General features: G+C 38.8%; 21 protein-coding genes. 14 read left to right on the top strand and 7 right to left on the bottom strand.

The features are described from left to right. The first annotated feature begins 35 nt into the window (after positions 1-35). The 6 genes from H5161_RS01340 (at position 36) to H5161_RS01315 (ending at position 6,350) form a co-directional block, all read left to right on the top strand. Complete coding sequence (locus tag H5161_RS01340; RefSeq protein WP_182194018.1) at positions 36-698, top strand: methylamine utilization protein; 663 nt, start codon at positions 36-38, stop codon at positions 696-698. Then, entirely contained in the window at positions 691-3,006 is a 2,316-nt protein-coding gene (locus H5161_RS01335) for an EAL domain-containing protein (RefSeq protein ID WP_182712864.1), read from the top strand. Before H5161_RS01340 ends, H5161_RS01335 begins: the two co-directional genes overlap by 8 nt. Next, a complete protein-coding gene (locus H5161_RS01330) occupies positions 2,993-3,826 on the top strand; it encodes a DUF3034 family protein (protein ID WP_004335508.1) in 834 nt (277 codons plus the stop codon). Before H5161_RS01335 ends, H5161_RS01330 begins: the two co-directional genes overlap by 14 nt. Then, on the top strand, positions 3,826-4,245 hold the full coding sequence (locus tag H5161_RS01325; protein WP_024597015.1) for a group 1 truncated hemoglobin: 420 nt from the start codon (positions 3,826-3,828) through the stop codon (positions 4,243-4,245). The genes H5161_RS01330 and H5161_RS01325 overlap by 1 nt, the downstream gene beginning before the upstream one ends. Before the next feature lie 177 nt (positions 4,246-4,422). Then, positions 4,423-5,517 carry a capsular biosynthesis protein gene (locus H5161_RS01320; protein ID WP_259398663.1) on the top strand — a complete coding sequence of 365 codons (1,095 nt, stop codon included), beginning with the start codon at positions 4,423-4,425 and terminating at the stop codon, positions 5,515-5,517. Further along, entirely contained in the window at positions 5,517-6,350 is an 834-nt protein-coding gene (locus H5161_RS01315; protein WP_182724346.1) for a sulfurtransferase, read from the top strand. The genes H5161_RS01320 and H5161_RS01315 overlap by 1 nt, the downstream gene beginning before the upstream one ends. Before the next feature lie 305 nt (positions 6,351-6,655). On the opposite strand, the gene H5161_RS01310 is transcribed toward H5161_RS01315, so the two are convergent. Beyond that, positions 6,656-7,015, bottom strand: a complete 360-nt coding sequence (locus tag H5161_RS01310; protein WP_024596018.1) for a DUF5522 domain-containing protein — start codon at positions 7,013-7,015, stop codon at positions 6,656-6,658. A gap of 43 nt (positions 7,016-7,058) precedes the next feature. Between H5161_RS01310 and H5161_RS01305 the strand changes: the two genes are divergently transcribed. Then, on the top strand, positions 7,059-7,385 hold the full coding sequence (locus H5161_RS01305; RefSeq protein ID WP_024596017.1) for a hypothetical protein: 327 nt from the start codon (positions 7,059-7,061) through the stop codon (positions 7,383-7,385). 94 nt (positions 7,386-7,479) lie between these two features. Here the strand turns inward: H5161_RS01305 and H5161_RS01300 are convergent, their stop codons facing one another. Beyond that, positions 7,480-8,448, bottom strand: a complete 969-nt coding sequence (locus tag H5161_RS01300) for a class 1 fructose-bisphosphatase (protein ID WP_004335485.1) — start codon at positions 8,446-8,448, stop codon at positions 7,480-7,482. A gap of 154 nt (positions 8,449-8,602) precedes the next feature. On the opposite strand from H5161_RS01300, the gene H5161_RS01295 reads away from it, so the two are divergent. Further along, complete coding sequence (locus tag H5161_RS01295) at positions 8,603-11,032, top strand: zinc-dependent metalloprotease (protein WP_182768534.1); 2,430 nt, start codon at positions 8,603-8,605, stop codon at positions 11,030-11,032. 110 nt (positions 11,033-11,142) lie between these two features. Here the strand turns inward: H5161_RS01295 and H5161_RS01290 are convergent, their stop codons facing one another. Both H5161_RS01290 and rapA read right to left on the bottom strand, forming a co-directional pair. Continuing rightward, positions 11,143-11,916, bottom strand: a complete 774-nt coding sequence (locus tag H5161_RS01290; RefSeq protein ID WP_024605080.1) for a YggN family protein — start codon at positions 11,914-11,916, stop codon at positions 11,143-11,145. Positions 11,917-12,242: 326 nt separating this feature from the next. Beyond that, a complete protein-coding gene (gene rapA, locus H5161_RS01285) occupies positions 12,243-15,137 on the bottom strand; it encodes an RNA polymerase-associated protein RapA (protein WP_024595181.1) in 2,895 nt (964 codons plus the stop codon). Positions 15,138-15,442: 305 nt separating this feature from the next. On the opposite strand from rapA, the gene H5161_RS01280 reads away from it, so the two are divergent. From H5161_RS01280 to H5161_RS01270, 3 genes are read left to right on the top strand one after another with little or no spacing between them, the layout of a single operon-like run. Next, entirely contained in the window at positions 15,443-16,840 is a 1,398-nt protein-coding gene (locus H5161_RS01280; RefSeq protein ID WP_182716620.1) for a PhoH family protein, read from the top strand. 51 nt (positions 16,841-16,891) lie between these two features. Then, positions 16,892-20,701, top strand: a complete 3,810-nt coding sequence (locus H5161_RS01275) for a PAS domain-containing hybrid sensor histidine kinase/response regulator (protein ID WP_182768533.1) — start codon at positions 16,892-16,894, stop codon at positions 20,699-20,701. Further along, positions 20,685-21,584 (top strand): diguanylate cyclase, encoded by a 900-nt coding sequence (locus H5161_RS01270; RefSeq protein ID WP_024605076.1) that lies wholly within the window; start codon positions 20,685-20,687, stop codon positions 21,582-21,584. The genes H5161_RS01275 and H5161_RS01270 overlap by 17 nt, the downstream gene beginning before the upstream one ends. 66 nt (positions 21,585-21,650) lie before the next feature. Here H5161_RS01270 and H5161_RS01265 read toward each other — a convergent pair whose 3' ends face one another. Both H5161_RS01265 and H5161_RS01260 read right to left on the bottom strand, forming a co-directional pair. After that, positions 21,651-22,031 carry a DUF3192 domain-containing protein gene (locus H5161_RS01265; RefSeq protein ID WP_024596200.1) on the bottom strand — a complete coding sequence of 127 codons (381 nt, stop codon included), beginning with the start codon at positions 22,029-22,031 and terminating at the stop codon, positions 21,651-21,653. A 185-nt stretch (positions 22,032-22,216) separates the two neighbouring features. Continuing rightward, a complete protein-coding gene (locus H5161_RS01260) occupies positions 22,217-23,161 on the bottom strand; it encodes a D-2-hydroxyacid dehydrogenase (protein ID WP_182768532.1) in 945 nt (314 codons plus the stop codon). 389 nt (positions 23,162-23,550) lie between these two features. Here H5161_RS01260 and H5161_RS01255 point away from each other — a divergent pair, with 389 nt between their 5' ends. After that, positions 23,551-24,684, top strand: a complete 1,134-nt coding sequence (locus tag H5161_RS01255; protein ID WP_154903727.1) for a 1-acyl-sn-glycerol-3-phosphate acyltransferase — start codon at positions 23,551-23,553, stop codon at positions 24,682-24,684. 105 nt (positions 24,685-24,789) lie between these two features. Continuing rightward, positions 24,790-25,035 (top strand): DUF1289 domain-containing protein, encoded by a 246-nt coding sequence (locus H5161_RS01250; protein WP_182196853.1) that lies wholly within the window; start codon positions 24,790-24,792, stop codon positions 25,033-25,035. On the opposite strand, the gene H5161_RS01245 is transcribed toward H5161_RS01250, so the two are convergent. Beyond that, on the bottom strand, positions 25,032-25,730 hold the full coding sequence (locus tag H5161_RS01245; RefSeq protein WP_182196852.1) for an ABC transporter substrate-binding protein: 699 nt from the start codon (positions 25,728-25,730) through the stop codon (positions 25,032-25,034). The genes H5161_RS01250 and H5161_RS01245 overlap by 4 nt on opposite strands. A gap of 119 nt (positions 25,731-25,849) precedes the next feature. Between H5161_RS01245 and H5161_RS01240 the strand changes: the two genes are divergently transcribed. Further along, a complete protein-coding gene (locus H5161_RS01240) occupies positions 25,850-26,053 on the top strand; it encodes a DUF3283 family protein (RefSeq protein ID WP_024596204.1) in 204 nt (67 codons plus the stop codon). Positions 26,054-26,063: the final 10 nt, after the last annotated feature.

The raw sequence follows: 26,063 nt of genomic DNA, 5'->3' as shown, positions 1-26,063 counted from the left end.
TTAACTTAACCTAATATTAATGTTTAGGTATTGTTATGTTTGAACGGGCATTGCAAAAGTTTGCTAAAAGTCATTACTTTTTAGCTATAGGTTTGTTTTTTAGTCAGTTTGCTTTAAGTGCAAATGTTGAATTAGTAATAGAAGATCAACACGGCCAAAAGTTATCAGGTGCTGTGGTTGAGCTTAATATTGCTGGTAAACAAGCCACACCATCAAATTTGCCCATTGCTATAATGGATCAAGTCCATAAGCAGTTTTTACCCGAATTATTAGTTGTACAACAGGGTCAAAAAGTTAACTTTCCTAACAGCGATAATATTCGCCATCATGTTTATTCTTTTTCACAAGCTAAGCCTTTTCAACTAAGATTATATTCAGGCCAACCAAAAGAGCCCATTACGTTTGAGCAACAAGGGGTTGTTGTTTTGGGGTGTAATATACATGACTCTATGGTTGGCTATATTTATGTAGCTAACAGCGAATTCGTATATAAAACAGATAAAAAAGGCTATGTAAATTTGCCTATTAATACACTGCCTGCACAAGTGAGTGTGTGGCATCCATTACAAACAGCACCATTGGAGAATAAAAAAATGATAACAATTAATTCTCAAAAACAGTTACAGATAACAGTAAACACATCAACTCCAGCACCCAGAAATACCTTTGGTAGTAAGTTTAAGGCTGGTAATGACTAATAGTTTACGAAATCGCATAACCATTTTATGTGTTGGCTTAGTGTTATTAACCACTATGGTCAGCTTGTTTAGTTTTTGGTGGTCTACGAGTAAATTTCAAGAAGAAAAAGTAAATCAAGATATTACCGTAGCGCAAAATGTTTATAAGCAATATTTAAAGTCAAAAGAAAGCCTACTGTTAACCGCTGCAAAAGTACTCACCTCCGATTTTGGTTTTAAGCAAGCTGTAGCAACGCGAGATGCAGGTACAATCAGCAGCGTGTTGTTTAATCACAGTCAGCGTATTGATGCCGAATTAATGTTGTTACTTGATTTATCGGGTAAGCTAATTTCCGCCAATACTGACGAAGACGTTTTTGCACACAACTTAAAGCCCTTGATGGAAGAGCTTTTAAGTGCGCCAGAAGAGTCTAGTTTTGTGGTGCTTAATAACGAGCTGTATCAAATTATTTTATTACCTGTAAAAGCGCCACGTACAGTAGCCTATAGTTTGGTGGGCTTTAAAATTGACGACAATGTAGCCCATGAACTAAAAAGCTTAACAGGCATGGATGTAAGTTTTATAGGCAGTGCTGACGATATTGTTATTAGCTCATTAGCTAATCGTCCTGAGCAATTTGAACCTGTTAGCTATTTTAGTACCGTAACCACATCGCGGTTTTTTGGTGAGTATTTAGTGTTTCGTAACCGAGAAATAGACTTACCATCGTTGTTGACCCATCCCATAATTATTTTACTGAGTGCCGATTTAACACAAAGTTATAGTGATTTCGAAAAACTGCTTTTTACACTTATTATTTTAGCTATTTTAACTATGTTTGTAGGTGTTATTACAAGCAGCATATTTGCAAATAATTTAACTACGCCACTTACTCAACTAGCTGTAATAGCAAGGCAATTTGCACAAGGTAATTATGCATTTGAATTTAAAGGCCAAAGGCAAAGTACCGAAATAGACACGCTAGTCGCAGCGTTTGATAGCATGGGTAATGATATTAATCAGCGCGAGCAACAAATTAGCTTTCAAGCCAGACACGACTCCCTAACAGGCTTTTATAACCGCTCAGCCATGCTTGAGGTGCTTGATGATGAGTTAGATTCATCAGCCGAGTACACGCTCGTTGCAATAGACATCAAAGGTCTTCGCCATATAAACGATAAGCTCGGTCCGCGCATTGGTGATGACTGCCTAAAGGCGGTTGCTTGCAGAATAAGTGAGTTTTCGGATGAGTTAGGGGGCTTTCATGCCCGTATTGGCGGCGATGAGTTTTTAACTGTGTTTCCGACTGCGGCAGCGCGTGAACACAAAAGCGGTATTGTCGGCTTAATGGCACAATTACAAGCGTGCTACACCATTCAAAAACTAAAAATTAATTTACGCTTTAGTGCAGGCATTGTGCAGTATCCTACACAAGGTATTGCAAGTGATGACTTAATGCGCCGTGTGCTAATTGCAGTTGAAAGTGCTGCAAACACACAAGAGAGCATACATTACTATCAAAATGGCGAAGACGAAGCGCACTTAGAACGCTTAATAATGCTTGATGAATTAAAGCAGGCTATTAGTGATGACGATGGTCAATTGTTTATGACTTATCAGCCAAAATTACATTTGAAATCGCAAAAAATAGATAAAGTTGAGTCGCTTATTCGCTGGCAGCGAAAAGATGGTAGCTGGGTCAATCCTGAACTGTTTATTGACTTAGCTGAGCAGTCGGGGCTTATTGTTGAACTTACTGGGTGGGTTGTTAATACGGTTGTAGCACAAGTAGCTGATTGGCAGTCTAAAAATATAAACTTACAGGCTGCAATAAATGTATCTGCGCAAGACATAGCATTTCCGGGCTTTCACGCTGCATTAGTTCGCACGCTTAAAAAGTACAAATTAGATTCTAAGCTGATCACTATTGAGCTTACTGAGCGCGATATGATCGAAAACGAAGAAAAAGGTATTAAAGCGCTCGAAAACCTAAAGGCAATTGGCGTTAAAATATCATTAGATGATTATGGTGTAGGGCAAACATCACTTGGTAGATTAAAAATGCTGCCTATTGATGAGCTTAAGCTAGATAAGTGCTTTATCCTAAAACTTGATGAATCGCAAAAAGATCAATTTATAGTGCAATCATCAATTACGTTGGGACATCAGCTAGGTTTCTCGGTTGTAGCTGAAGGGGTTGAAACGCTTGGCTCATTAAATTTACTTAGAGGCATGCAGTGCGACCATGCACAAGGCTATTACTTAAGTAGGCCTTTAAAAGCAGAACTATTAGAAGAATGGCTGGAGGAATACTATGCAAAAAATTAAATACTTATTAGCAAGTTTGTTTTTAATAGTTAGTGTGCCGAGCATTGCAAGCAATGGAAAACTGCTAGCTACGCCGGGAGTTTCTCAAATTGAAGGCAGTGGCGGCGGGGGGATTGTACCGTGGGCACAACTTGCTGGGTACGCAAGTGATGATGAATTTTCGGTAAATGGCTTTTGTAGTCGCGCAGATGTAACCGACTACACACTTGACGTATGTGGTGCACAACTTAATTTATTTAATCGTGTTGAGCTTAGTTATGCCCAACAGCGCTTTGATGTACCAGCACTTGATGCTGAAATAGAGCAATCAATTACAGGTGCTAAAATACGTTTGTACGGCGATATTGTTTACAGTGATTGGCCACAGCTTAGCTTAGGGATTCAGCATAAATCACTAGATGATGGCAGTATAGCAACACTTGTAGGCGCAGAAGAGACTAGCGGTACTGACTACTACCTCGCTGCTAGTAAATTACATTTAGGGGCTATTGCTGGCTATAACTGGTTTTGGAACGTAACTACACGATACAGTGAAGCTAATCAACTTGGTCTACTTGGTTACGGTGGAGAAAATACTAGCGGAAAAGTATTATTTGAAGGCAGCACAGCACTATTTTTTAGTCGCGAAATAGCCGTAGGTGTTGAGTATCGTCAAAAATCAAATAACTTAAACTTAGGCGAACAAGATTGGAAAGACTTATTTGTAGCGTGGATGCCTAACAAGCATGTGAGTGTGACTGCGGCTTACCTTGATTTAGGAAGCATTGCAGGGGCTGACGATCAAACAGGTTGGTATTTATCGGTAACAGGGTATTGGTAATGAAAAGCGTTGGTATTTTTTTGATTTGTTTAGGGTTGCTTAGTGGGTGTGCAAATTCTACTAAGCTCTCACTTTATCAAAAGCTGGATGGTAAAGCTGGGATAGGCAGAATTGTTGATAGCTTTATCTATCAAATAGGCAATGACGAGCAGATAATTCATTACTTTGAACACAGTAATATAGCGCATTTCCGCCAAGGATTTATTAATCATATGTGCATGTTAGTAGAGGGCCCGTGTACATACGATGGCGACTCTATGGTGGCAATTCATACTGGTATGCATATTACAGAGAAAGATTTTAATCATGTTGTTGATTTGCTTATAAATGCAATGAATGAGCAAGATGTTAGCCATAGCTTACAAAACGATATTCTTTCTAGAATGGCGCCACTTCGTGATGAAATTATAAAAATGTAACTATAAAGCTTTCAAAGTAATTATTAAGTAAAGGGAACCTTGCTTTGATGTCATTGTCCACATAGAATTATTTCATAAAAACAACAATTGGCAAATATAGCTTGTATGGCTTATCTATTTATTTCTCGCAAAAATGTACACGCAAAATACTATAAAAAAATAATCAAAAAATTGTCGATGAATTGCCAATTACACATCATGGGAGCGCCTAAGCTTTCTGCTGTTAAGTATTTAAAAGATGCGTTTCAAGTTAATTTTACTGATGTAGTTAACTCTCAGCTAAAACGCAAAAGAGCACGTAATGCTATCTGGAATAGTCCTATTATTGCTGCTGTTTACAGTGCTGGGTTAGTTTTATTTGAACGATTACGATACGCTAAGTATTTAGCCTTATTAACCGAGACTAATCCTGACTGCATTGTTATTTGGAATGGCAATAAACTTCCAAATACAACCGTTGCTATGGCTGCAAAAGCATTAGGTGTAAAGCAGTTTTATTATGAAAATGGTTTACTACCCGGTACAAGCAGTTTAGACCCTAATGGTATTAACTATAATGCGTCGTTAAGCCGTGACCCTTCTTTTTACCTAAATTTTGACCCACAAAATAAGTTAAACTTTTCTGCGCCGGATTTAATTCCAAGAGCTGATCATAAAAAGCGCTGTGAATTTGAGTGCGCCGATGTGCCAGAACGCTATATATTTGCGCCTTTTCAAGTACCTCACGATACTCAATTAGCTAGCTTTTCTCCGTGGATAAACTCTATGGACATGTTTTACGACGAGGTGATTAAAGCCGTCAAAAGCTTAAATGATCCAAGTTTAAAAGTGGTTTTTAAAGAGCATCCGTCGTGGCATAAACATTACGCTCATCTTTATGAAAAAGATCCGATTGCAATTTTTGCTAATGGAAATCAAACGAGTGATTTGATTAAGTGCGCAGAAGCCGTATTAACGATTAATTCAACGGTCGGCTTAGAAGCATTACTGCTAAATAAACGAGTTTTAACTCTTGGACAAGCCTGTTACAACATTGAGGGCTTGGTAAAGCATGCGAGCACTGCCGAGCAGCTTGCAGCAAATCTGAACGAAGTAATGCAGGGCTGGCAACCAAATACATTATTAAAGGATAAGTTTTTTAGCTTTATTGAACATGTATATTGTATTCCTGGCGTTTGGAAACACACTGAAGATAAACACATTAAAGCGATTGAAGCGCGTTTTACGGGTAATGATGAGTTTGCTAAATATCATGGTGATAAGGAATCGTAGTGAAAAACCTAATTAGCTGTCAGCAATTACACGAGCAAATTAATAATCCTGCATTAGTGATATTTGATGCAGGTATGCTGCGCCCAGGTGTTTTGGGTACTTATTCGCCACAAGCAATGCTGCCCAACGCTAAACGTTTTGACATAAAAAACGAGTTGGCCGATAGATCAAATCCCTTACCAAGTACGGTATGCAGCGAGCAGCAGTTTACCCACGTGATGCAAAATGCAGGAGTAAATAACGATTCGTTTATAGTTGTATACGAAGATGGCGGTTTATTTAGCGCAGCAAGGGCGTGGTGGATGTTTAAAGCTATGGGGCATCACAACGTAAAAGTACTCAGTGGTGGCCTTAAAAAGTGGTTAGAGAGCGGTTACGCCACACAGCAAGGTTATAGCAAATCGTTAGGTAAAAGTGATTTTACGGCAAGCTATAATTCTGAGTATTTTATCAATAGCCAACAAGTGGTTGACGCAATTGATGAGCCCAGCATTGTATTGCTAGATGCACGTGCTTATAAGCGTTTTACAGGCGAAGAAAGTGAACCCCGAAAAGGCATGCGTAGCGGGCATATCCCAAATAGTCGCTCGTTGCCTTTTATGGATTTACTTAATAAAGGTGAAGCCAAACCACTTGCCGAAATTAAAGCGATATTTAGTGACGTGGTTGATGATGCGCGGCAGTTACAGTTTAGCTGTGGCTCAGGTATTACAGCGTGTGCTTTAGCGTTATTTGCTACTGAATGTGGTTACAGTAATTTAAGCGTTTATGATGGTTCGTGGAGTGAGTGGGGTGCAAGTGATTCATTACCCATCGCCACAGGAGAAAAGTAGATGTGTTGTGGGTTTAGAGCTTGCTCACGTTAAAGCCGCAGCGCCTCTAAACCTCTTTGTGAATAACAGTATTTAAAAATATTACTCACAAGGAGAAGTGAAAGAGAAGAAAATGAGAAGGTAAAAACCAGTGCTTACTCGTATTTGAATACTATTTTTATACAATCACTTACTCTAAAAGCGCAGCGCCTCTAAACCTCTTTGTGAATAATTGCATTTAAAAATATTACTCACAAGGAGAAGTGAAAGAGAAGAAAATGAGAAGATAAAAATCAATGTTTGCTCGTAGTTGTATTAAATAGCTTTTACTTTTTAAAACCATAAGGGCAGTTTTTACAACCATTTTTGCAGCACGAACCACGCTTTAAAAAGAACCACTTACTAAATACCATGTAACCACTTTGCATGGTGTAGTCGAGCCCTTCAATTAAATTGTCGTTACCTCTATATTGCTTTGCAAAGTCTATTTGGGTTTTAATAGGTTGTGTATAAACACCCTCTAAAAAAGTATTTATTTTATTAAGCGTGCACTTGCGGCATAAACAACTTGTTGCTGTGATATCAAGCGGTAAAATAGCCGGCAGCTCATTGCACCAACACGCTGATATATCGTCTACATTACACGTTAGAGTACTGTGGCACTGAGTGCAGTTAAGTTGAGTCATTATAATTCTTTTTAGTAACAGTGAGCCAAGAATAACAAATATTATGAATACACAAAAAGCATTAGCTGAATTTATTACATTTGGAGAGCAAAGGGACGAAGCTATATCGGTTATCGTTTCAAGCCCTGCTGATAGCAATAAAGCTCACTATACTCTCTCAACCGAGGTTTTAATTGATGTGCTTAAACGCTGTTTAAGTAACGAAATAGACTTAGATGATTTGGAGCTTTGGGCAAACGTAATTGAATCGCGAGATGACATTGATTGTACTGAGCATGAAGGTTTTATTTATGCGCTCAGTAATAGCGAGCAAATGGGAGAGCTTAATCATCAAAAGCTTGCTCAAATAGTTGCGTTAGTAAAAGTTTGATTTGTTTAAAAAGCGAGGTGTAAAACCTCACCTAAAAAAAACCGCACTTCAATTGAATGCGGTTTTTTAAATTGAGGACAACCGTTTTAAGCGATTATTTATGATATCCCAAGCACGTTTCTACTTCGTTTTTAGAACCTAAAATAACGGCTACTCGCTGGTGGATTGCATCAGGCTGAATATCCATAATACGCTCGGTACCGGTTGATGCGATACCGCCAGCTTGCTCTACTAACATAGCCATTGGGTTTGCTTCATAAAGTAGGCGTAATTTATTTGGCTTTTTAGGATCTTTGGTGTCGGTAGGGTAAGTAAATAAACCGCCACGGCTAAGCACGCGATGTACATCGCCCACCATTGCTGCAATCCAGCGCATATTAAAGTTTTTAGCGCGCGGGCCTGTATCGCCTGCTAGCAAATCATTGATATAGTTTTGCATAGCTGGCTGCCAATGGCGTTGGTTAGACGTATTAATGGCAAATTCGTTTGTATCAGCAGGGATTTCGGCAAAATCTTGTGTAAGTAAAAAGCTGCCTTGTGTTTTATCAAGAGTAAACATGCGCGTGCCTTTACCTGTAGTCAGCGCAAGCATTGTTGATGGCCCGTAAAGTACGTAACCTGCAGCAACTTGCTTATGGCCGGGCTGCATAAATATGCTTTGATCAGCAGCGTCAGAGCCTTCAGGCGCTTCCATAATAGAAAAGATAGTACCCACAAGTGAGTTAATATCCGTATTTGACGAGCCATCGAGTGGATCAAATGCCACTATAAATTTAGCGTCTGGGTTACCTGCTACTGTGTAGTCTTCTTCTTCAGAGGCGATTGCTTTAACCGTACCTGATTCCAGTAAAATATCTTTTAACAGCTGATTAGATAATACATCGAGCTTTTTTTGAGTTTCACCTTGAATGTTTTCATCAAGGGTTGAGCCTAATACGCCAGAAAGCGCGCCTTGGCCAACGCGAAACGAAATTTCTTTACATGCCGCTAAAATTGTTCGAATTAATGATAAAAGTTCTCTTGGGCAACCGTCTTCTAGTAATACTGGAGGGAGTCTACGCATTTTATTTTCCTGGTAACGTGTTAAAACCAATCATAATGTGAGAGAGATTAGCTTAGTGCGCTGAAATTCGTCTTAAATAACTGTATTGTTTAAATAGCACCCTATAATGGGACCACCTAATCGTACTTAAAACACAAACAACAAAGATAAGATTATGAAAAAAATACCACTACTAAGTTACATATTCTTTACTGTGCTGTGCACTATCATAACTCAAGCGCACGCAGCAATTAAGTCAATTGATGAATTTACTAAGCAAATGAATCATTTTCCGGGCTACTATTCGTTTTTTTACGATACCCAAAACGGCAAAGTTTATTTAAAAGTAGATAAGTTTGAACAGCAATTTTTACTGCAACAAAGTTTACCTTACGGTATTGGCTCTAACGATATAGGCCTTGATAGAGGTCAGCTTGGTAATACTCACCTTGTGCAGTTTGAGCGTTTTGGCGACAAAGTAATGCTGCGGGCTGTAAATACTTACTATCGTGCTAATACAAGTAACAAGGCTGAACAGCAAAGTATTAAAGAAGCGTTTGCATCAAGTATACTTGCTGGTTTTAAAGTGGTTGCAGAGGATAAAGCCACAGCACTTATTGATTATACGCCTTATTTATTAAGTGATGCACATGGCGTAAGCCGCACACTTGCTGCACGTAAGCAAGGCAACTTTAGCCTTGATGAATCACGTAGCGCCGTTTATATGAATCGCTCAAAAGCATTTGTAAAAAACACTGAGCTTGAAGCCGTACTTACATTTAAGGGCACAAAACCAGGTGAATTTGTTCGCCAAGTAAGTGCCGACCCTTATGCGCTTACTGTTCATATGCATCATTCACTTATTCAATTACCAGATGATAACTACACGCCTCGTAAGTTTAATCCGCAATCAGGTTTTTGGAGTATAGAACATAAAGATTACGCAGCGCCGCTTGGTGAGTCTATGTATGTGCGTGATATACCGCGTCATCGTCTAACTAAAAAGGACTCAAGTTTACCTATTAGTGAACCTGTTAAACCAATTGTTTATTACCTTGATCCTGGCGTTCCAGAGCCCGTTAAAAGCGCTTTGCTTGAAGGTGGGAAATGGTGGAACGACGCATTCACTGCTGCAGGATATAAAAATGCATTTATAGTAAAAGTGCTGCCAAGTAGCGCCGACCCTATGGATATTCGTTACAACGTCATTCAATGGGTACACCGTGCAACGCGTGGTTGGTCATACGGTAGTTCTGTAATTGACCCGCGTACAGGTGAAATACTTAAAGGGCATGTAACACTTGGCTCATTGCGTGTTCGCCAAGATATTTTAATAGCTGAAGCACTCGCTGCTCCTTATTTAAAAGGCAATGAAGTTGCTAAAAACTTGCAAGCAATGGCGCTTGATCGCATTCGCCAATTAAGCGCGCATGAAATTGGCCACACGTTAGGTATTGCTCATAACTTTGCGGCATCGGTAGGTGATAGAGCTTCTGTAATGGATTACCCACATCCGCTACTTAGTTTTAATGAACAAGGTAAGCTTGATGTAACGCGCGGCTATGCAACAGGCATGGGCGTGTGGGATACCCAGGTAATTAAATATGGCTATAGCGATTTTACTAACCAAGATGAAAGCGCAGAACTTGCTGCTATTTTAAAGGAGAACAAAACTAAAGGCCTTGAGTTTATATCAGATAGCGACGCTCGTGCTAAAGGTGGCGCACATCCAACAGCCCATCTATGGGATAACGGCACTAATCCTTCTCAGGAGCTTTTACGAGTACTCGACGTACGTAAAAAAGCGCTTTCGCAGTTTGGTATTAATAATATTAAAACGGGCGATTCATTATCGCAATTAGAGGAAAAATTAGTTCCGCTTTATCTGTTTCACCGTTTTCAGGTTGAGGCTGCAGTGAAACTTATAGCCGGTGTTGATTACGAATACGAAACACGTGGTGATTCACCCGTAAAAGGCGCACAAGTCGTTAATAAAAAAACACAGCAAGAAGCGGTAAACGCCATTTTTGCAACGCTTAAGCCAAGTAACTTATTACTTCCTGAATCGGTACTATCGCTAATTCCGCCAAAAGCGTATGGCGAGTCTAAGTCGCGCGAGAGCATAGTGGGGCGCACAGGGTTAACGCTCGATGCAATGGCATTACCCGAGGTTGCAGTGCAGCACAGCTTGTCGCTTTTATTAAATGCACAGCGTTTAAACCGCCTAGCGCAGCAGCAAGCACGTAGTAATGACTTTTATAGTTTAGATGAGTTACTTGAGGAGCTATATGGCCAAGTGTTTAACGCGTCATCACCTAATACGATGACAGGTAAAATAACTCAGCGCGTGCAATTTTTAACTGCAAAAGCCATGGCTGATTTAGTAGCAAGCGATAGTGCAAGCCCTGAAGTACAGGCGCAGCTACGTTACTACTTAGTTAAGTTGAGTGAAGACTTTAACCAAAACTCAATGCTGAGCCATACAAGTACTGGCGAGAGTGCGTTTAAGCAATATTTAGCTGAGCAAGTAAATCAGTTTTTAATTAAAGGGAAATGGCCAAACAACTTTAAAGTGCTGCCAATCCCGCCGGGCTCACCAATTTAGAATAAAAAGTAGAAGCGCTTAGTTTAAATCAATCATTTAATCAATTACAAAGCAAAACACCGAGTATATTTATACTCGGTGTTATTTTATTCTAAAAACGAATACGTACTCTAAGATTTTATTTGCACTAAATCGTAATCGGCCATACCAGGTACTATTGCCTGTAAGCGAGACTCGGTTACATCGAGTGCATTTAAACATTCGCAATACTCAGAAGCCTTAAGCTCTAATTGATGCGCCTTTTTTTGTAGCGACTTATCAATTTCTCTTGAGATAATATCCATGCGTTGCCCCATGTCGTTAATGCGATCTTCTATATTACCTTCACGCGATTTAAACGCATCTCCAAGTGATACCAAAATAGCACCTAACGATCCATGAACAGCAGAGTGAATTTGCTGGCTGATCTCTTTAGTGAAAAAATCATCTATTTGCGAAAGTGATTGAGGAGCTATAAAAAAGAAGTCATCTCCGCGCTTAAACTTATCCATTAGCGCGCGCTCTACATACTGCAATTGTGTTTTAAGTACTTCAGGTTCTTTGTCTGACATACCTTCAACTACGTGTTCAATAGCGCTTAAACCTAAGTTAACACCATCGGTAGCAAGGTTTACTAATTCGGGGACTGTGTGGCGAATACCATTACTAAACTGTTCGAGTACTTTGCTTTCGTCATCACTTAAATCAACCCAATAACCGCGAATAAACAGTTGGTTATTGTTATTAATTTGGACACGAGTTTGGCCTTTATCTAATATGCGAATTGCATCGTCAGTAATAATTAAACCATGACGTAATTCAACATCGCATTGGGCTTGAGCAAAGACACTAGTGCTTGAGAGCGCTATGGAAAACGCCAATATCGAACGAGATAGAAACGCCATAAACACCTCAAAAAGACTAAAATGGAAGGCGAGTAGGTTAACAAAAAAACAACTTTATGCAAGGGAAAATAAACCTATCAACTATCTCACAGAATAGTTGTATAGAGTGCAGCTTGAGTTTTTAGATATGGTTATGTTGGGCAAAATCAACAGTTCAACAAAGGGCTTAATATATAGCTAGAGAGGGTAGAAGTGGCTCATAGTAAAATAAGAACACGTGGTTTTTAAATGAAGTTTAAAAAGGTACAGCTATTTATATCAATTAAGCTTAATAGCCGACTCTAAATTTACTCTGGAGTCGGCTCAAAAGACTAAAAACTAAATATTTAGTGTGAAACCACTATTAAGCGAATTGCATCAAGTTGTAACTGCGTTTTTTCAATATACGTAGTTAGGTCGTTACGTTGCTTATCGTAGAAGGTAATTTCTTCTTGGCGAATATTCGGATTAATTTGCTTCAGGGCAACAAGTCGCTCTTGCTCTTCACTGAGTGATGTTTGCATTTTAGCAAGTGACGCTGCGCGAATAACTTCAAGTTTTTCTTGTGCCATATCTTTAGCGGTAGTGATCATTGGGTGAACAGCGCTTTGTAGTGCACCTGCAAGCTTACTTGCTGTTTGGCGGCCTACGGCTGATAACTGCTGATTAAAGCCTTCAAATGCCACGTTTTCACCTAGGTTATTACCTGCTTTATCGAGCAATATACGAATTGGTGTAGGCGGTAAAAAGCGACCAACTTGTAATACTTTTGGTGCCATTGCTTCTGCAACAAAAATAAGCTCAACAAAAAAGGTACCAGGCGGTAACTTTTTGTTTTTAAGTAATGCTACTGATGCGCTACCAAAGTCGTCGTCACAAATCATATCCATGGTGCCTTGCACCATAGGGTGATCCCAGCTGATAAAGTGTACATCTTCTTGCGAAAGTGCAGTGTCGCGATCAAAGGTAACCGTCATACCGTCTTCTTTAAGCGATGGGAACGATGCATTTAACATATGTTCCGTTGGCTTTAAGATAATGGTGTTTTCGCCTTTATCTTCTTGGCTTACGCCAAATGTGTCAAACACGTTGATCATGTAGCTTGGCAATTCAAACTGGTTATCGAGTTTTTCTATATCAGTCACAAGCGAGTCGGCAGCACCTTGACCCGATGAATGTAGCTCTAGTAAACGATCTCGTCCGCTTTCCATTTTTTTACGCAGTACCGCATTTTGTTGTGCTACTTGCTCAAGTAATGGATCGAGTTCGTCTTCATCGCAGTTATGCGCAGAAATATATTCAAGTAGGTCATCACGGAACTCTTTATAAAGCATTTGCCCCGTTGTTGATGTAGATTCGAATGCATCTAGACCTTCGTTATACCAACGTAGCAGTACTTCTTGAGCGGTGTTTTCAAAATATGGCACATGAATGTTCACATCTTGTGTTTGGCCTATACGGTCTAATCGACCAATACGTTGCTCGAGCAAATCTGGGTTTAGTGGTAAATCAAACAACACTAAGTGATGCGAGAACTGGAAGTTACGACCTTCTGAGCCAATTTCTGAACACAGTAATATTTGTGCATTATCGTACTCGTCTGCAAAAAATGCAGCAGCGCGGTCACGCTCAATAATCGACATGCCTTCGTGAAATACCGACGCTTTAATTGCTTCACGTTCACGCAGTATTTGCTCAAGGCTGATAGCTGTTTCAGCTTTAGCACATATAAGCAGTACTTTTTCGCGCTTAAGTGTTTTAAGGGTGTCGATTAACCAATCTACACGTGGATCGAATAAACCCCAGCTTGCGCTTTCGCCTTCAAATTCTTGAAATATTTTTTCAGGAAACAGAGCACGGTGTGCACTTAGTTCAGGGTTTTGAATGCCGCCCATGTTACCAAGAACCGACATAGCCGTTTTATACTGCTTTGGCAATGCCATTGGGTAGGCGTGTAATTTACGACTAGGGTAGCCATCAATGCCGCTGCGGCTATTTCTGAATAATATACGACCTGTGCCGTGGCGATCGAGTAGCATGTTAAGTATTTCTTTACGCGCTGGTAAATCACCTTGCTGTGCTTTTTCAAGAATATCAGTAATGTCGGTTTCTTTTAATAGCTCAATTAGCGTGGCTTTGGCTGCGTCGTCCAGAGCTTGCTCTTGCAGTAATTGATTTGCAGCTTGCGCTACGTCTTTATAATTTGCTTCTTCTTCTTTAAACACGTCGTAGTCGTAAAAACGATCCGGATCGAGTAATTGTAAACGCGCAAAGTGACTGCTGTGACCAAGTTGATCAGGCGTTGCTGTAAGCAAAATAAGACCCGGAATATCTTGGCTAAGCTCTGCCATACGTTGGTATTCTGAGCTTGGCTTGCCGTTATTGATACTTAGGTGGTGGGCTTCATCTATTACTAAAAGGTCCCAATCAGCAAGCGTTGCTTGTTCAAACCAACGTTTTTTCTTGGTTAAAAACTCAAGGCTGGTAAGTACTAGTTGCTCTGTATCAAATACGTTTGGAGAATCTGCAAACGCTTCATCGCAGCGCTCTTCATCAAAAATAGAAAAACGTAAGTTAAAGCGGCGTAGCATTTCTACTAACCATTGGTGTTGTAGATTTTCAGGCACCACAATAAGTACGCGGCTTGCACGGCCACTAATAATTTGTTGATGTAGTATCATGCCCGCTTCAATTGTTTTACCAAGGCCTACTTCATCTGATAAAAGTACGCGTGGGGCAAAACGTTTACCCACTTCTTGTGCAATATAAAGCTGGTGCGGAATAAGATTAGCACGCTGACCAATTAAACCTTTAATAGGCGATTGTTCACGTTCAAATTTATGTAACCACGTTTGGTAGCGAAGTGTGTAGCGATCAAAACGATCTACTTGGCCTGCAAATAAACGATCTTGTGGTTTATTAAATTTAATAAAATGATCTAAAAAGGTTTCTTTAAGTTTAGCCGTTTCGCCATTATCAACACGGGTGCCGTGATAGCAAAGTAACTCGCCTTGTACTTCAATAGACTCTACTTCTAATTCCCATTCTTCAACGCTTTTGATCACATCGCCAGGATTAAATGCCACACGGGTAACAGGTGCTTCTGCACTAGAATAAACACGGTTTTCACCACTGGCAGGAAATAATATGCTGACCTGACGGCCTTCAATGGCAACAACGGTGCCTAATCCTAAATCTGACTCTGTATCACTGATCCAACGCTGACCTAAGGAAAAATTCATGTATGTCTCGTCTATGATGAAAAAGGCGGCTATGTTACCTGTAAGCTAACACCACTGCAAGGCGCTATTTGGCTCACTTTTAATTAATTTTGTAAGTGTTAATTATTACTATTAAAACAGCTTGTCTATGACTCTTTTTTAGGTAAATCAAAACTAATTACAGTTTGTAATAAAACGGACTTTTATGACAAATAGACTAAACTTACATTATGCCTTAGCAATTAAGTATTGCAGGTTTAAGTTTTGCCCGTTTTACTTAGTTATTTTGGTATAGCATAAAAATCATAAAACGTAAGGAAAGTGCTATGGAAAAAGCTTCGAACCTTGAAAGTAAAATGTATGTGCTAGATACCAACGTACTACTTCACGAACCACTCGCTTATTTGTCTTTTCAAGAGCATGACGTTGTAATTCCGATGACGGTGCTTGAAGAACTTGACCATATAAAAGACAGAAAACACGACGTAAGCCGTGATGCGCGCGTCGCTATTCGTGGATTAGATGAAGTTCTTAAAAATGCAACGCCCGAACAAATGCTACAAGGCGTGGCGCTGCCGAGTAACAAAAAGGCAAAAGCGAGCTCTGCAGGTACCCTCATTATTGTAAACGACCATTTATTTGCCGACTCTATTTCTGGTTTGCCTGGTAACGAAAACGACCATCGTATTATCAATTGCGCCGTGTACTTACAAAAGCAGCACAGTGATTCAAAAGTAATACTTGTTACAAAAGACATAAACATGCGTTTAAAAGCCAAAGGCGCCGGACTTAAATATGTTGAGGATTACCGCACCGACCAACTTATTGACGATATAAGCTTACTCACTAGTGGTTATAAAAAAATTGAAGGTGATTTTTGGGATCATGTAGGGGAGTGTAATACGCAGCAACACGGACGCGATACGTTTCATCATGTGCCTAAAAACTTAATCCCTGATGTATTTTGTAATGAATATTTACTTGATGGAGGGGATCAGTTTGCGGCGCGTGTTAAATCGTACGATGACGAGCACATAATGCTCAAAGATATTGGTGTTGAGCGTTTAATGCATCAACAAGCATGGGGCGTTAAGCCCAAAAATATTTATCAAGGGATGGCATTAGATGCACTACTGGATACAAGTATTGAGCTTGTTATTTTAACAGGACCAGCAGGGTGTGGTAAAACCTTGTTAGCACTTGCCAGCGCCCTTGAAATGGTCATCGAAAAAGGTATTTACGATAAAGTAATAGTTACCCGTAATACGCCAGAAATAGCAGAGTCTATAGGCTTTTTACCAGGCACTGAGGAGGAAAAAATGGCGCCATGGCTTGCAGCTATCACTGATACGCTGGAGGTATTGCACAAAGGCGACGAAAATCCAATATCGAGTCGAAATTACATAATGGAGAAGGCTAATGTACAGTTTAAATCGGTTAACTTTATGCGCGGGCGTAGCATTCAAAATGCAGTGGTAATTTTAGATGAGAGCCAAAATTTAACGGCATCTCAGCTTAAAACGATTATTACTCGCTGCGGCGAAGGTACTAAATTAATTTGTACAGGTAACTTGGCGCAAATTGATAGTAACTATTTAACGCCAGTAACATCGGGCTTGACGTACATAGTAGAGCGCTTTAAAAACTTTGAAGGCAGCGCAACAATAAACCTCAACGGTGTTGTGCGTAGTCGCTTAGCGTCGTTTGCAGAAGAAAATTTATAACTTGCGCTTAACAAATTGGCTCGATAGTCTATCGATTGATTTTCGAGCCAAATGGCAGGCAGTACATTGAATTTTTTACCTCTGAAGCATTATTATCGTTCATTATTTATTGCGCTGTTAGTGCCATTGATTGTCGCTTTTTTACTGTGCTTGCACTTATATAATATAAAGCTTGAGCGGACGGTTGAAAAACGCCAAGCTGACTTTACAAATGTTTCAGCGCAAGTTACCCACGGGATGGACTCGGTGAGTAATCTACTTACCACCATGTTTAACTTATACGAGCAAGCGACTTATCCCAAAATAAACCAAGATTTGCTCGAAGGTATAAATCAATATGATGGTTACTATTATCGTCATTTTATTGATCAAAGTACGGAAATTGTAGGTAAAGGTGAGTTTGCGTTATCTGCTAAGGCATTAATGCAGTGGCAGCAGGCTATTACATTAGGGCCTTCGTTTAATACAACGCTTGCGTTAATGCAGTCATTATCTGCTGTAGCGTATGTTGATGATAATGGTTTTGCTTATGTAAGCAGGCACAACAAAAGCCAAAGTTTAATGCTTACTGAAATTTTAAATGGAAAATTTAAGCCAAAATTTGCGCAAAACAAACTTACTTCAAGCCCTATTGTTAAAGTGAATGACAATTCGTATTTTGCTATTGGTCGACAACGAAGCACTGGCTCAGCCGATTACATTATTTTAATTTATGATGTTCAAGCAATTTCTGGGTGGTTAAAAAAGGTGTCACCGAACAGTGGTGAATACGTTTTTATGAACCAATCGCATCAAATTATCGCCAGCTCTAAACAGATAATAGAGCAAGCGACTGCGTTAAAAAATTATTGGCCAGACTTGGCCGATCATCAGAGTCAAAAAACAGTATTAACTAGTGATAGTAATTACTTTATGCAGCCTATGGATGCGTTACCTATTCACGCAGCATTTTACGAGCACAAACCCCAATTAATAAGCTCAATTAAGTATGAGATATTACTAGAGTTTACTTTTTTAACGCTATTTTTAAGTATTATGTTTGGCGTGTTTTTTTGGTTAAGTCAGCGCATTTTTATAAAGCCGATGACTCACTTAATGTCATACCTTGAGAGTAACGGGACACAACAAGAAGAGCAGCTAAATTACAAAGTACCACTGAGCTGGCAACCTTGGTTTTCTAAAGTGAAGCGTGTATTTACTAAAAACAAACAGTTAGTTGATTCATTACAAAGTGCAAATAAAGCTCTGGACGACCAAGTTCAGCTGCAATCAGAAAAACTAAGCCGCAGTTACGAAGCGAAAGAGCGCCACTTAGCTTTACTCAACACTATGCTAAACAGTGTGCCAGACCTTATTTACTTTAAAAATATTGATGGATCATTCTTAGGATGCAATAAAGCATTTGAGGCATATATCGGTAAAGATCAAACTGCATTAGTTGGTAAATATGTAGATGATTTAGGTGATAACGATCAGCAAATAAATGCGCTTGAAAAACAAGTATTACAAAACAGAAATAGTGTTGAACAGCGAATAGAAACTGATACAAAATCGTATCAACTTACTATTGCTCCTTTTTATAACGAGCACCAACACCTGTTAGGAACCATGGGCATTGGTCGCGATATTACCGAGCAGCAACAAACATTATTGGCCTTAAAATCATCTGAATCTAAATTTAGAAGTGCAATTGAATTTGCGGCTAACTGCGTGGTTTTACTCTCGCTTGAGCACACAATATTACAAGTTAATAAAGCAGCAAGAAAGCAGTTTTCTGATCAGCCAGTACTCGTTGGGGAGCAGTTAAAAGCATTATTTGATGACTCCCAATGGCAGCAAATAAAAAGCACTTTAGCGCAATTGCTAGATGACAAAAAACGCGTATATCATTTAACGCTTGCTCAAGGGGGCTTAACAAGCTGGTTGCAACTAAGTGTATCGCTTGTCTGGGATGAAAACCGCGATCCAGCTTATTATGTTATACACATTCAGGATGTGAGTGCCTTAACTAAATCAAAACTAGATGCCGAACGAGCAACCCTAGCTAAAAGCCGCTTTATAGCCAATTTAAGTCATGAAATACGCACCCCTTTGAACGCTGTTTTAGGGTTGCTTGATATGTTAATTGAGCAAGGCTTAACGCAAAAGCAATTACAACAAACGGATCAAGCTAAGCATGCAGCACAAAGCTTGTTATTAATGCTTAATAGAATGCTTGATTTTGCGCGTATTGAAGGTTCGCAAACCGATTTAAAACAAGCATCTTTTAGCATGGTTGAGCTGGTAGATATTTGTGAAAGCTTAACGGCTCCATTGTGCGAAGGAAAAGGTATTGAGTTTTTTATTGATATTGACCCGCGAATAGCACCTGATTTGATATGCGACAGTATACGTTTGCAGCAAATATTAGGTAACTTATTAACTAATGCCGTTAAGTTTACAAAAACAGGTTCCATTACTTTAAAAATGGAACTTATTGAAAGCGATAGCCTAGAGCAACAGCATATTTGCTTTAAAGTAATCGATACTGGCATGGGTATAGATGAAGCTGATCAAAGTCGCTTATTCGATGCTTTTACTCAAGGTGATGAATCTTCAACCCGCATACACCAAGGGGTTGGGCTAGGTTTAGCTATTGTTAAACATGCAGTATCGTTAATGGGTGGGGAGATTGCTTTAAAGAGTAAAAAAGGCCACGGCAGCGAATTTTATTTCAGTATTAGCTTTTTAGTTGATACCACTAAAAACACAGTGTTACCGACTAATACATTGGCTATTTTATCTGATCAAAGTAAAGAGCTTAAGCAGGTGACAAATGCATATAACGAACTTGCTAATATTAATTTAGATGAGGTACTAAAATACCCAATTAAGCTCTCTAATACTCAAAAAATAATAATTGATGCAGCTGACTTACCTGCACTTTTAAATGTTGAAGCGATTAATGATTCGTTATCAGCTAAAGAAACATCGGTAATTATTATTAATCATCAGCACACACTTAATTTACCGACAAGCGAGCACTTAGCTGCGCATCACGTTAAAGCATCGGCATTAGGGCAAAGGCTATTTAGTTTGAACTCTCAGCAAAAGCCTATAGTTAATACAAGTGCCGCAGTACACAGTGCAACTGAAAGTAAAGCTGATATATCGGGTCTACTTGTATTAGCAATTGATGATAATCAGCTTAACTTAGAAATAATTAGCAGTGTTCTGCGCCAAGCAAACGTAAATGTTGTTAAGGCTTTAAGCGCATCAATTGGTATGGAATTATTGCAAGTTTTGAAGCCTGACTTAATATTGATGGATGTGCAAATGCCGAAAATCGATGGCTGTCAAGCAACCGCTTTGATTCGTCAACAGTTTGACGCAAAGCAACTGCCTATTTTTGCTTTAACGGCTCATTGTGAACCTGCTGATGTAGAACGTTCTTTAAAGTGCGGCATGAATAAACATTTAACTAAACCGGTTGTTGCTAAAGTACTTATTGATGCAATTGCTGATTTAAACTTAGTTAAACCAAGCTTTTTTGAAAAATCATTTGCTTTAACGCAGTTTAGTATGGATGAAAAACTACTTAATACGATGATTGATAAGTTTGCTAGCTTGTGTGAAACCCAGCTATCGCAACTAGAAGAAACAACCAATAAGGATGATTTGGTACGTTTAGTGCATAGTATCAAGGGTGTAGCAGGTAATTTAGGTTTTAGACGATTATCACATTGTGCTTTATTGTGTGAAAGAACGCTTAAAACAACTAATAAGCCTATTGAGATTACACTACAAGAGCTTATCATACAGCTAGAACAGGTAATTGTTTTTATAAAAGGGCTAGGGGTTAGGGATGTCGAAAAGAGCTAAAGTACTTATTGTGGATGATGATCCAATCAACAGATTAGTACTTGAAAAAACACTTAAAGCAGAACACGACGTGTTCTTAGTTGAAAGTGGTGAAAAAGCACTGACCTTTGTAAAAACAGCGCAAGTTGATTTAATAATCCTTGATGTAATTATGCCTGGAATTGACGGCTATCAAGTACTTGTGGAGCTTAAAGAAAACCCAATAACTCAGTCTATTCCTATTATATTTATATCAGCCAATCGTAGCCATGATGATGAAGCAAAGGGCTTAGAGCTCGGTGCAATGGACTACATAACCAAGCCATTTAGCCCTTCTATTGTTCGCGTTAGAGTGCGCAACCAACTCCTCATAAAGCAAAAAAATGATTTGCTAGAAATGCTAGCTTCGATAGATGGCTTGACTGAAATACCAAATAGACGCTACCTTGATGAAAACTTATCTCGAGAATGGCGCCGCAGCAAGCGAAGTGGAACACCGCTATCGGTGTTACTTATGGATATAGACCACTTTAAACGTTACAACGATTGCTACGGACACCGTGCTGGCGATGAGTGTTTAAAGAATGTTGCGCAAGCACTTGCAGCTCAATGTGAACGTGGCAGTGACTTTATTGCTCGTTATGGCGGAGAAGAATTTGCTGCTGTGCTACCAGGAATTGATAAGCATGAAGCTATGGAGTTTGCTAATAAATTACGCAATGCTGTAAATGCTTTGAATATAGAACATAAAGCTTCATTAAATGCAGACCACATCACTATAAGTATAGGTATTGCCACTACACAAAGTGGTAAAGTGTATGCTGAGCAAGCATTATTAGAAGAGGCCGATTTAGGCTTATATGCCGCTAAAGATGCAGGGCGAGATAGAATAGTCGCACGCTAAAAACTTAATATACAAAAACGCCAATATTCATATATTGGCGTTTTTGTATATTAAGTTTTTTATTGGTTACTGCGTGATCATACCTAAAGCGGTGTCACCAATGCCCACCAACTTATCATTTTTAAATACAAGTGGCGTACATTCATCTTTTGTTGTTTTTGAATCTGAATGCTTGCTATGCGTTACATAAAAAAGTACTTGGTATACATCGTCATCTTTTTTTAATAGCTCAGTGAAATTAGGCGTTTTTAATTGCGTTAAAACAGACTGGTAGCTGCTATCCATTTTTAGCTCCGATATAACTTCACGATTATTTTTATGCTGTGCTTGCCAGCTTGATGAGTTTTTCCCTGCCCAATGAGTCTCAGCTTCGCCATCTGACACGGCAATAACACAGCCTGTTAAAAATGGAGCGATTAAAGCGGCTGCTAAAAGTGATTTTTTCATTTTTATTTACCTTAATAAGATTTTTAATTGGTTATTAACTGTATTAAAGCAAAGAGTAGACCATATTGATAAGTTGTTATGAATCAGATTGTTAAGTCAGTTAAGCTGTTTTTATCTAATAAAATATTAAATATATTAGTAAAAACAGCCATTTTTTAGCTTATTTGATTACTACAATAAAATGATTAAACCAAGCGGTTGCGTGATTCACCTTTAGTAAATGCCGCAATATTCAAACTTACTTCATTAATTAAACGCACAATAGATTCAGTACTTGCCCATGCAATATGTGGAGTAAGTAATAAGTTATTGCCTGTGTAATTAGCAAGTGGATTTGAAGCTTCAGCAGGTTCTTTAGTTAGTACATCAACACCCGCTCCAGCAATTAGGTTTTGCTTAAGCGCTGTTGCTAAGTCGGCTTCGTTAATAATACCACCACGTGCTGTATTAATAATTATAGCGCTTGGCTTCATCATTTTAAGCTCATTAAGTGCGATTAAATTACGTGTTTCATCTGTAAGCGGGCAGTGTACGCTGATTATATCGGCTGTTTTAATGACGTCTTCAAAAGGCGTACGACCATCGCGACATTTAACCCCTTTACGCTCTGCAACAATAACATTAGCGCCAAATGCCTCAGCCACTTTAGCAACGCCTTTGCCTAGCGTACCGCCGCCTATAATGGCAAATGTTTTACCTTGCAAGTCGTTAAAGCTGTAATCGAGTATGCAAAACATTTCACTTTTTTGCCATGCGCCTTGCTGGCAATCCGCCTGATAGCGGTGGGTGTTACCCAGTAAGTTAGTAATTAAAGAAAATGTATGTTGAACAACTGAAGGGGTTGAGTAGCCAGCTACATTAGTTACGGCAATACCAAATTCTTTAGCGGCTTCTAAATCAACATTATTAGTACCGGTTGCACTTACGCAAATTAATTTCAGTTGTGTTAGCTGACTAATTGTATCGCGATTCAAAACTGCTTTATTAGTGATTAATACATCAGCGCCTTGGCAATGCTCAATAACTTGCTCTGGGCTGGTAAGTTCATAAGTCGTTAATTTACCAAGTTGTTCTATACACGAAAGAGATGTTTTAGCTAACGTTGCGTTATCAAGAATAGTAATGTTCATTATGAGCCCTAAAATAAGTGGATCTGAAAGAGTTAAAATCGTAAAAAAGAGGCTTACGATCCATCAAAAATCTAAAATATGGGCTTAAGGTACTACGAAATAAAGGCTTTGTTAATGCTATTACTACCAAATGATTAGAGGGCTATGTAGTAGTGGTCTGCCCACTAGCAGATTGAGAACATGGTATTTTGCTAGACTGATCAGTTTTTTTGCACTTATAAGCAAGCCTGTGGTCATAGAAGGTAATTAAACTCGGCTTTAAAGCAAGTTGCTAAAATAAAAAATCGTTTTTTTGGTTATTTCGCATTTTAGATTGGCTGAGTTATAATCGGATATAGACATAAACGGTGCGCTTTAGCGTGCCGTTTTTTAACATTGTAGATGTAGTAATGAGTGAATTAGAAGATAAATACGCAGATATACGCCCATACAACGACGACGAAGTTGCGGCGTCGCTTACACGTTTGATTAACGATGATGCGTTTATTGATGTAATAGCAAAGTATAATTTACCGCGCTTTTTATCGGCAGTGCCTTTTATTGCACGTCCAATGGTAAGAAGTCAGTTACGCAAAAAATGGGGCAAAGTAAGCACCGTTGAAGATGTGCAAAATGAAGTGGCGCAATACTTAGATAAACTAGTGAAGCGCACCACATCAAAAGTTACCTTTTCTGGGCTAGATCAGTTAGACGCTAATCAGGCCTATTTATTTATTTCAAACCACAGAGACATAGTGCTTGATCCTGCATTAGTTAATTGGGGTTTATATCAGCATAAAATGAAAACAGTGCGTATTGCTATTGGCGATAATTTATTGCAAATACCTTACATTACTGAGCTTATGCGTTTAAATAAAAGTTTCATTGTTAAGCGCTCTGCTAAAGCACCAAAAGAAATGTTAAAAGCATTAACCCAGTTATCGTCATATATCTATGACTCTTTAATCGGTGGAAATTCTATTTGGATTGCACAAAAAGAAGGGCGTGCAAAAGACGGTTTTGATCAAACAGATCCTGCCCTTTTAAAAATGTTGCAATTAAATGGACGTAAACAAAAGAAAGAATTTGGCGATTATATTAAAGAGTTAAAAATAGTGCCTGTTTCTATTTCTTATCAATATGAACCGTGTGCAATTGCTAAGGCTAAAGAGCTTTATCATAAACAGCATCATGGTGAATATATTAAGTCAGCGGGTGAAGATATTGCCAGTATTGTTGAAGGTTTTAGTTCAGCTAAAGGGCATGTGCATTTAGCATTTGGACAGCCAATCGAATCTAAATGTGATAGTGCTGAAGAGCTTGCTAAAACAATTGATAGGCAAATTGTAGATTCGTTTTATTTGCACCCAGGTAATTACATTGCTGGTGGCTGTAAAGAGGCGGTAATAGACTCTCCAGATACAGCGACGTTTGAACAGCGTTTAGCCTGTGTACCAGAAGAGTTAAAACCGTTAGTGCTGGCCATGTACGCTAAGCCATTTCACCGTAAAACAGAGATAAATACCAATAGCTGTGAGTATTAATAATCCCAGCTCAACAAAACTAAGCAGCAATTAAATTGCTGCTTTTTTTTTGCTCAAAAATAACGCTATACTAATACCTCCTCTTCACCTGGGCGGTACTTATGCATGCAACAAATTGAAATATTTGATATTCCAAGTCCTTGCAAAAGTATTTGCTTAGTTAACAACAGAGGGTATTGCAAAGGGTGTTATCGTAGTCGGGATGAGCGCTTTTCGTGGAATACCTTATCGAACGACCAAAAAAAGAAGGTGCTTAGTTTGTGCCAGCAGCGCTACAAGCGCTACCTTCAAAAAAAGCAGCAAAATGCAGTGCCAATCACGCAGGCGCAGCAGCAAGGGTTCGACTTTTAAAAGCTTAATCCATATTTGGCTCTTAGTGCGTACACAGTGCCATTGTTAGTTAGGTTAATTAATGACATTTTAAGCTTTTCTACTAAGTTTTCATTACGTTTATTTAAATAATGATAAAGCGGATAAGTACTCAATACTTCTTTTACAAAACAGCCTTGAGGTGACGGGAGCTCATTATTTTGCATTATAAAGTTAATCATCAAAGCTCCCTGTACTTTTTTCTGAGCAAGCAAATTAAGTTGGGTATTCATGCTTTTAACTTTAATAATATTCCCTGCAAACTGTGTGCTTGCTAAATAATGTTCTTGCACAGGGTAGCCATCAACAATTGCGACGCTATCGAGCTGTTCTAAACTGTTAGGTAAACAGTTTTTATATAATACTAAGTCAAACTTAAATAGCTCATAATCGACTCTAATTAAGTTTTCGTAATTTTCTTCAACGCTTGCATCTCTTCCTAACTGCCCATCAAGTACGCCATTATTTGCAGCGAGTAAAGCATTTTGGTGACTAAAATCGATTATATGTATTTTAAAACCGATATCTGCGTATGCTAACTTTAATAGCTCTAAGGCATAATCAGCTTGAGGTGTACTTTGCGGACGATTAAAAGTGAGGTTGTATTGATGACTAAAACAAGAGGCGCTAAAAAATAAATTTACCAATAATAATAAGATACTAAAATGTCTATTCATTATCAGTTCCAATTACTACAGAAATAAATAAAATAAGACGCGTATAATAACAAGGAGATTACCTCTTGCCCAGTTTAGAGGGGGAATCAAATAATCTTAAAAGCGAATGAGGAAGTATTGTGAGTTTTAATTTATGCCTATTACCACGTGAAGAAAAATATCAAATTCAGTTAGATTATGAAGCGTCTTTTTGGGCGTATCAAATTAAGCGTAATAAAAAAACGAGAGAGCAAGTTTACAACACAATCCACAGCCGCCCAGTGGCAGAGCAAATGGTTTTGAAACAAAAATTTGAACAGTATTTAGCGCTAATGCTTAGCTAAATATCGATAT

Origin of the sequence: Pseudoalteromonas sp. SG43-5 (assembly GCF_014164345.1) — a bacterium.
GTDB lineage: Bacteria > Pseudomonadota > Gammaproteobacteria > Enterobacterales > Alteromonadaceae > Pseudoalteromonas > Pseudoalteromonas distincta.
The sequence above is the reverse complement of the archived record's forward strand: the minus strand, read 5'-3'. Positions and strand labels throughout refer to the sequence as shown.

Coding starts and splice junctions, on each gene's coding strand:
- H5161_RS01340 (WP_182194018.1), top strand. CDS start 36: ATGTTTGAACGGGCATTGCAAAAGTTTGCTAAAAGTCATTACTTTTTA.
- H5161_RS01335 (WP_182712864.1), top strand. CDS start 691: ATGACTAATAGTTTACGAAATCGCATAACCATTTTATGTGTTGGCTTA.
- H5161_RS01330 (WP_004335508.1), top strand. CDS start 2,993: ATGCAAAAAATTAAATACTTATTAGCAAGTTTGTTTTTAATAGTTAGT.
- H5161_RS01325 (WP_024597015.1), top strand. CDS start 3,826: ATGAAAAGCGTTGGTATTTTTTTGATTTGTTTAGGGTTGCTTAGTGGG.
- H5161_RS01320 (WP_259398663.1), top strand. CDS start 4,423: ATGAATTGCCAATTACACATCATGGGAGCGCCTAAGCTTTCTGCTGTT.
- H5161_RS01310 (WP_024596018.1), bottom strand. CDS start 7,015: ATGACTCAACTTAACTGCACTCAGTGCCACAGTACTCTAACGTGTAAT.
- H5161_RS01305 (WP_024596017.1), top strand. CDS start 7,059: ATGAATACACAAAAAGCATTAGCTGAATTTATTACATTTGGAGAGCAA.
- H5161_RS01300 (WP_004335485.1), bottom strand. CDS start 8,448: ATGCGTAGACTCCCTCCAGTATTACTAGAAGACGGTTGCCCAAGAGAA.
- H5161_RS01295 (WP_182768534.1), top strand. CDS start 8,603: ATGAAAAAAATACCACTACTAAGTTACATATTCTTTACTGTGCTGTGC.
- H5161_RS01290 (WP_024605080.1), bottom strand. CDS start 11,916: ATGGCGTTTCTATCTCGTTCGATATTGGCGTTTTCCATAGCGCTCTCA.
- rapA (WP_024595181.1), bottom strand. CDS start 15,137: ATGAATTTTTCCTTAGGTCAGCGTTGGATCAGTGATACAGAGTCAGAT.
- H5161_RS01280 (WP_182716620.1), top strand. CDS start 15,443: ATGGAAAAAGCTTCGAACCTTGAAAGTAAAATGTATGTGCTAGATACC.
- H5161_RS01275 (WP_182768533.1), top strand. CDS start 16,892: ATGGCAGGCAGTACATTGAATTTTTTACCTCTGAAGCATTATTATCGT.
- H5161_RS01270 (WP_024605076.1), top strand. CDS start 20,685: ATGTCGAAAAGAGCTAAAGTACTTATTGTGGATGATGATCCAATCAAC.
- H5161_RS01265 (WP_024596200.1), bottom strand. CDS start 22,031: ATGAAAAAATCACTTTTAGCAGCCGCTTTAATCGCTCCATTTTTAACA.
- H5161_RS01260 (WP_182768532.1), bottom strand. CDS start 23,161: ATGAACATTACTATTCTTGATAACGCAACGTTAGCTAAAACATCTCTT.
- H5161_RS01255 (WP_154903727.1), top strand. CDS start 23,551: ATGAGTGAATTAGAAGATAAATACGCAGATATACGCCCATACAACGAC.
- H5161_RS01250 (WP_182196853.1), top strand. CDS start 24,790: ATGCAACAAATTGAAATATTTGATATTCCAAGTCCTTGCAAAAGTATT.
- H5161_RS01245 (WP_182196852.1), bottom strand. CDS start 25,730: ATGAATAGACATTTTAGTATCTTATTATTATTGGTAAATTTATTTTTT.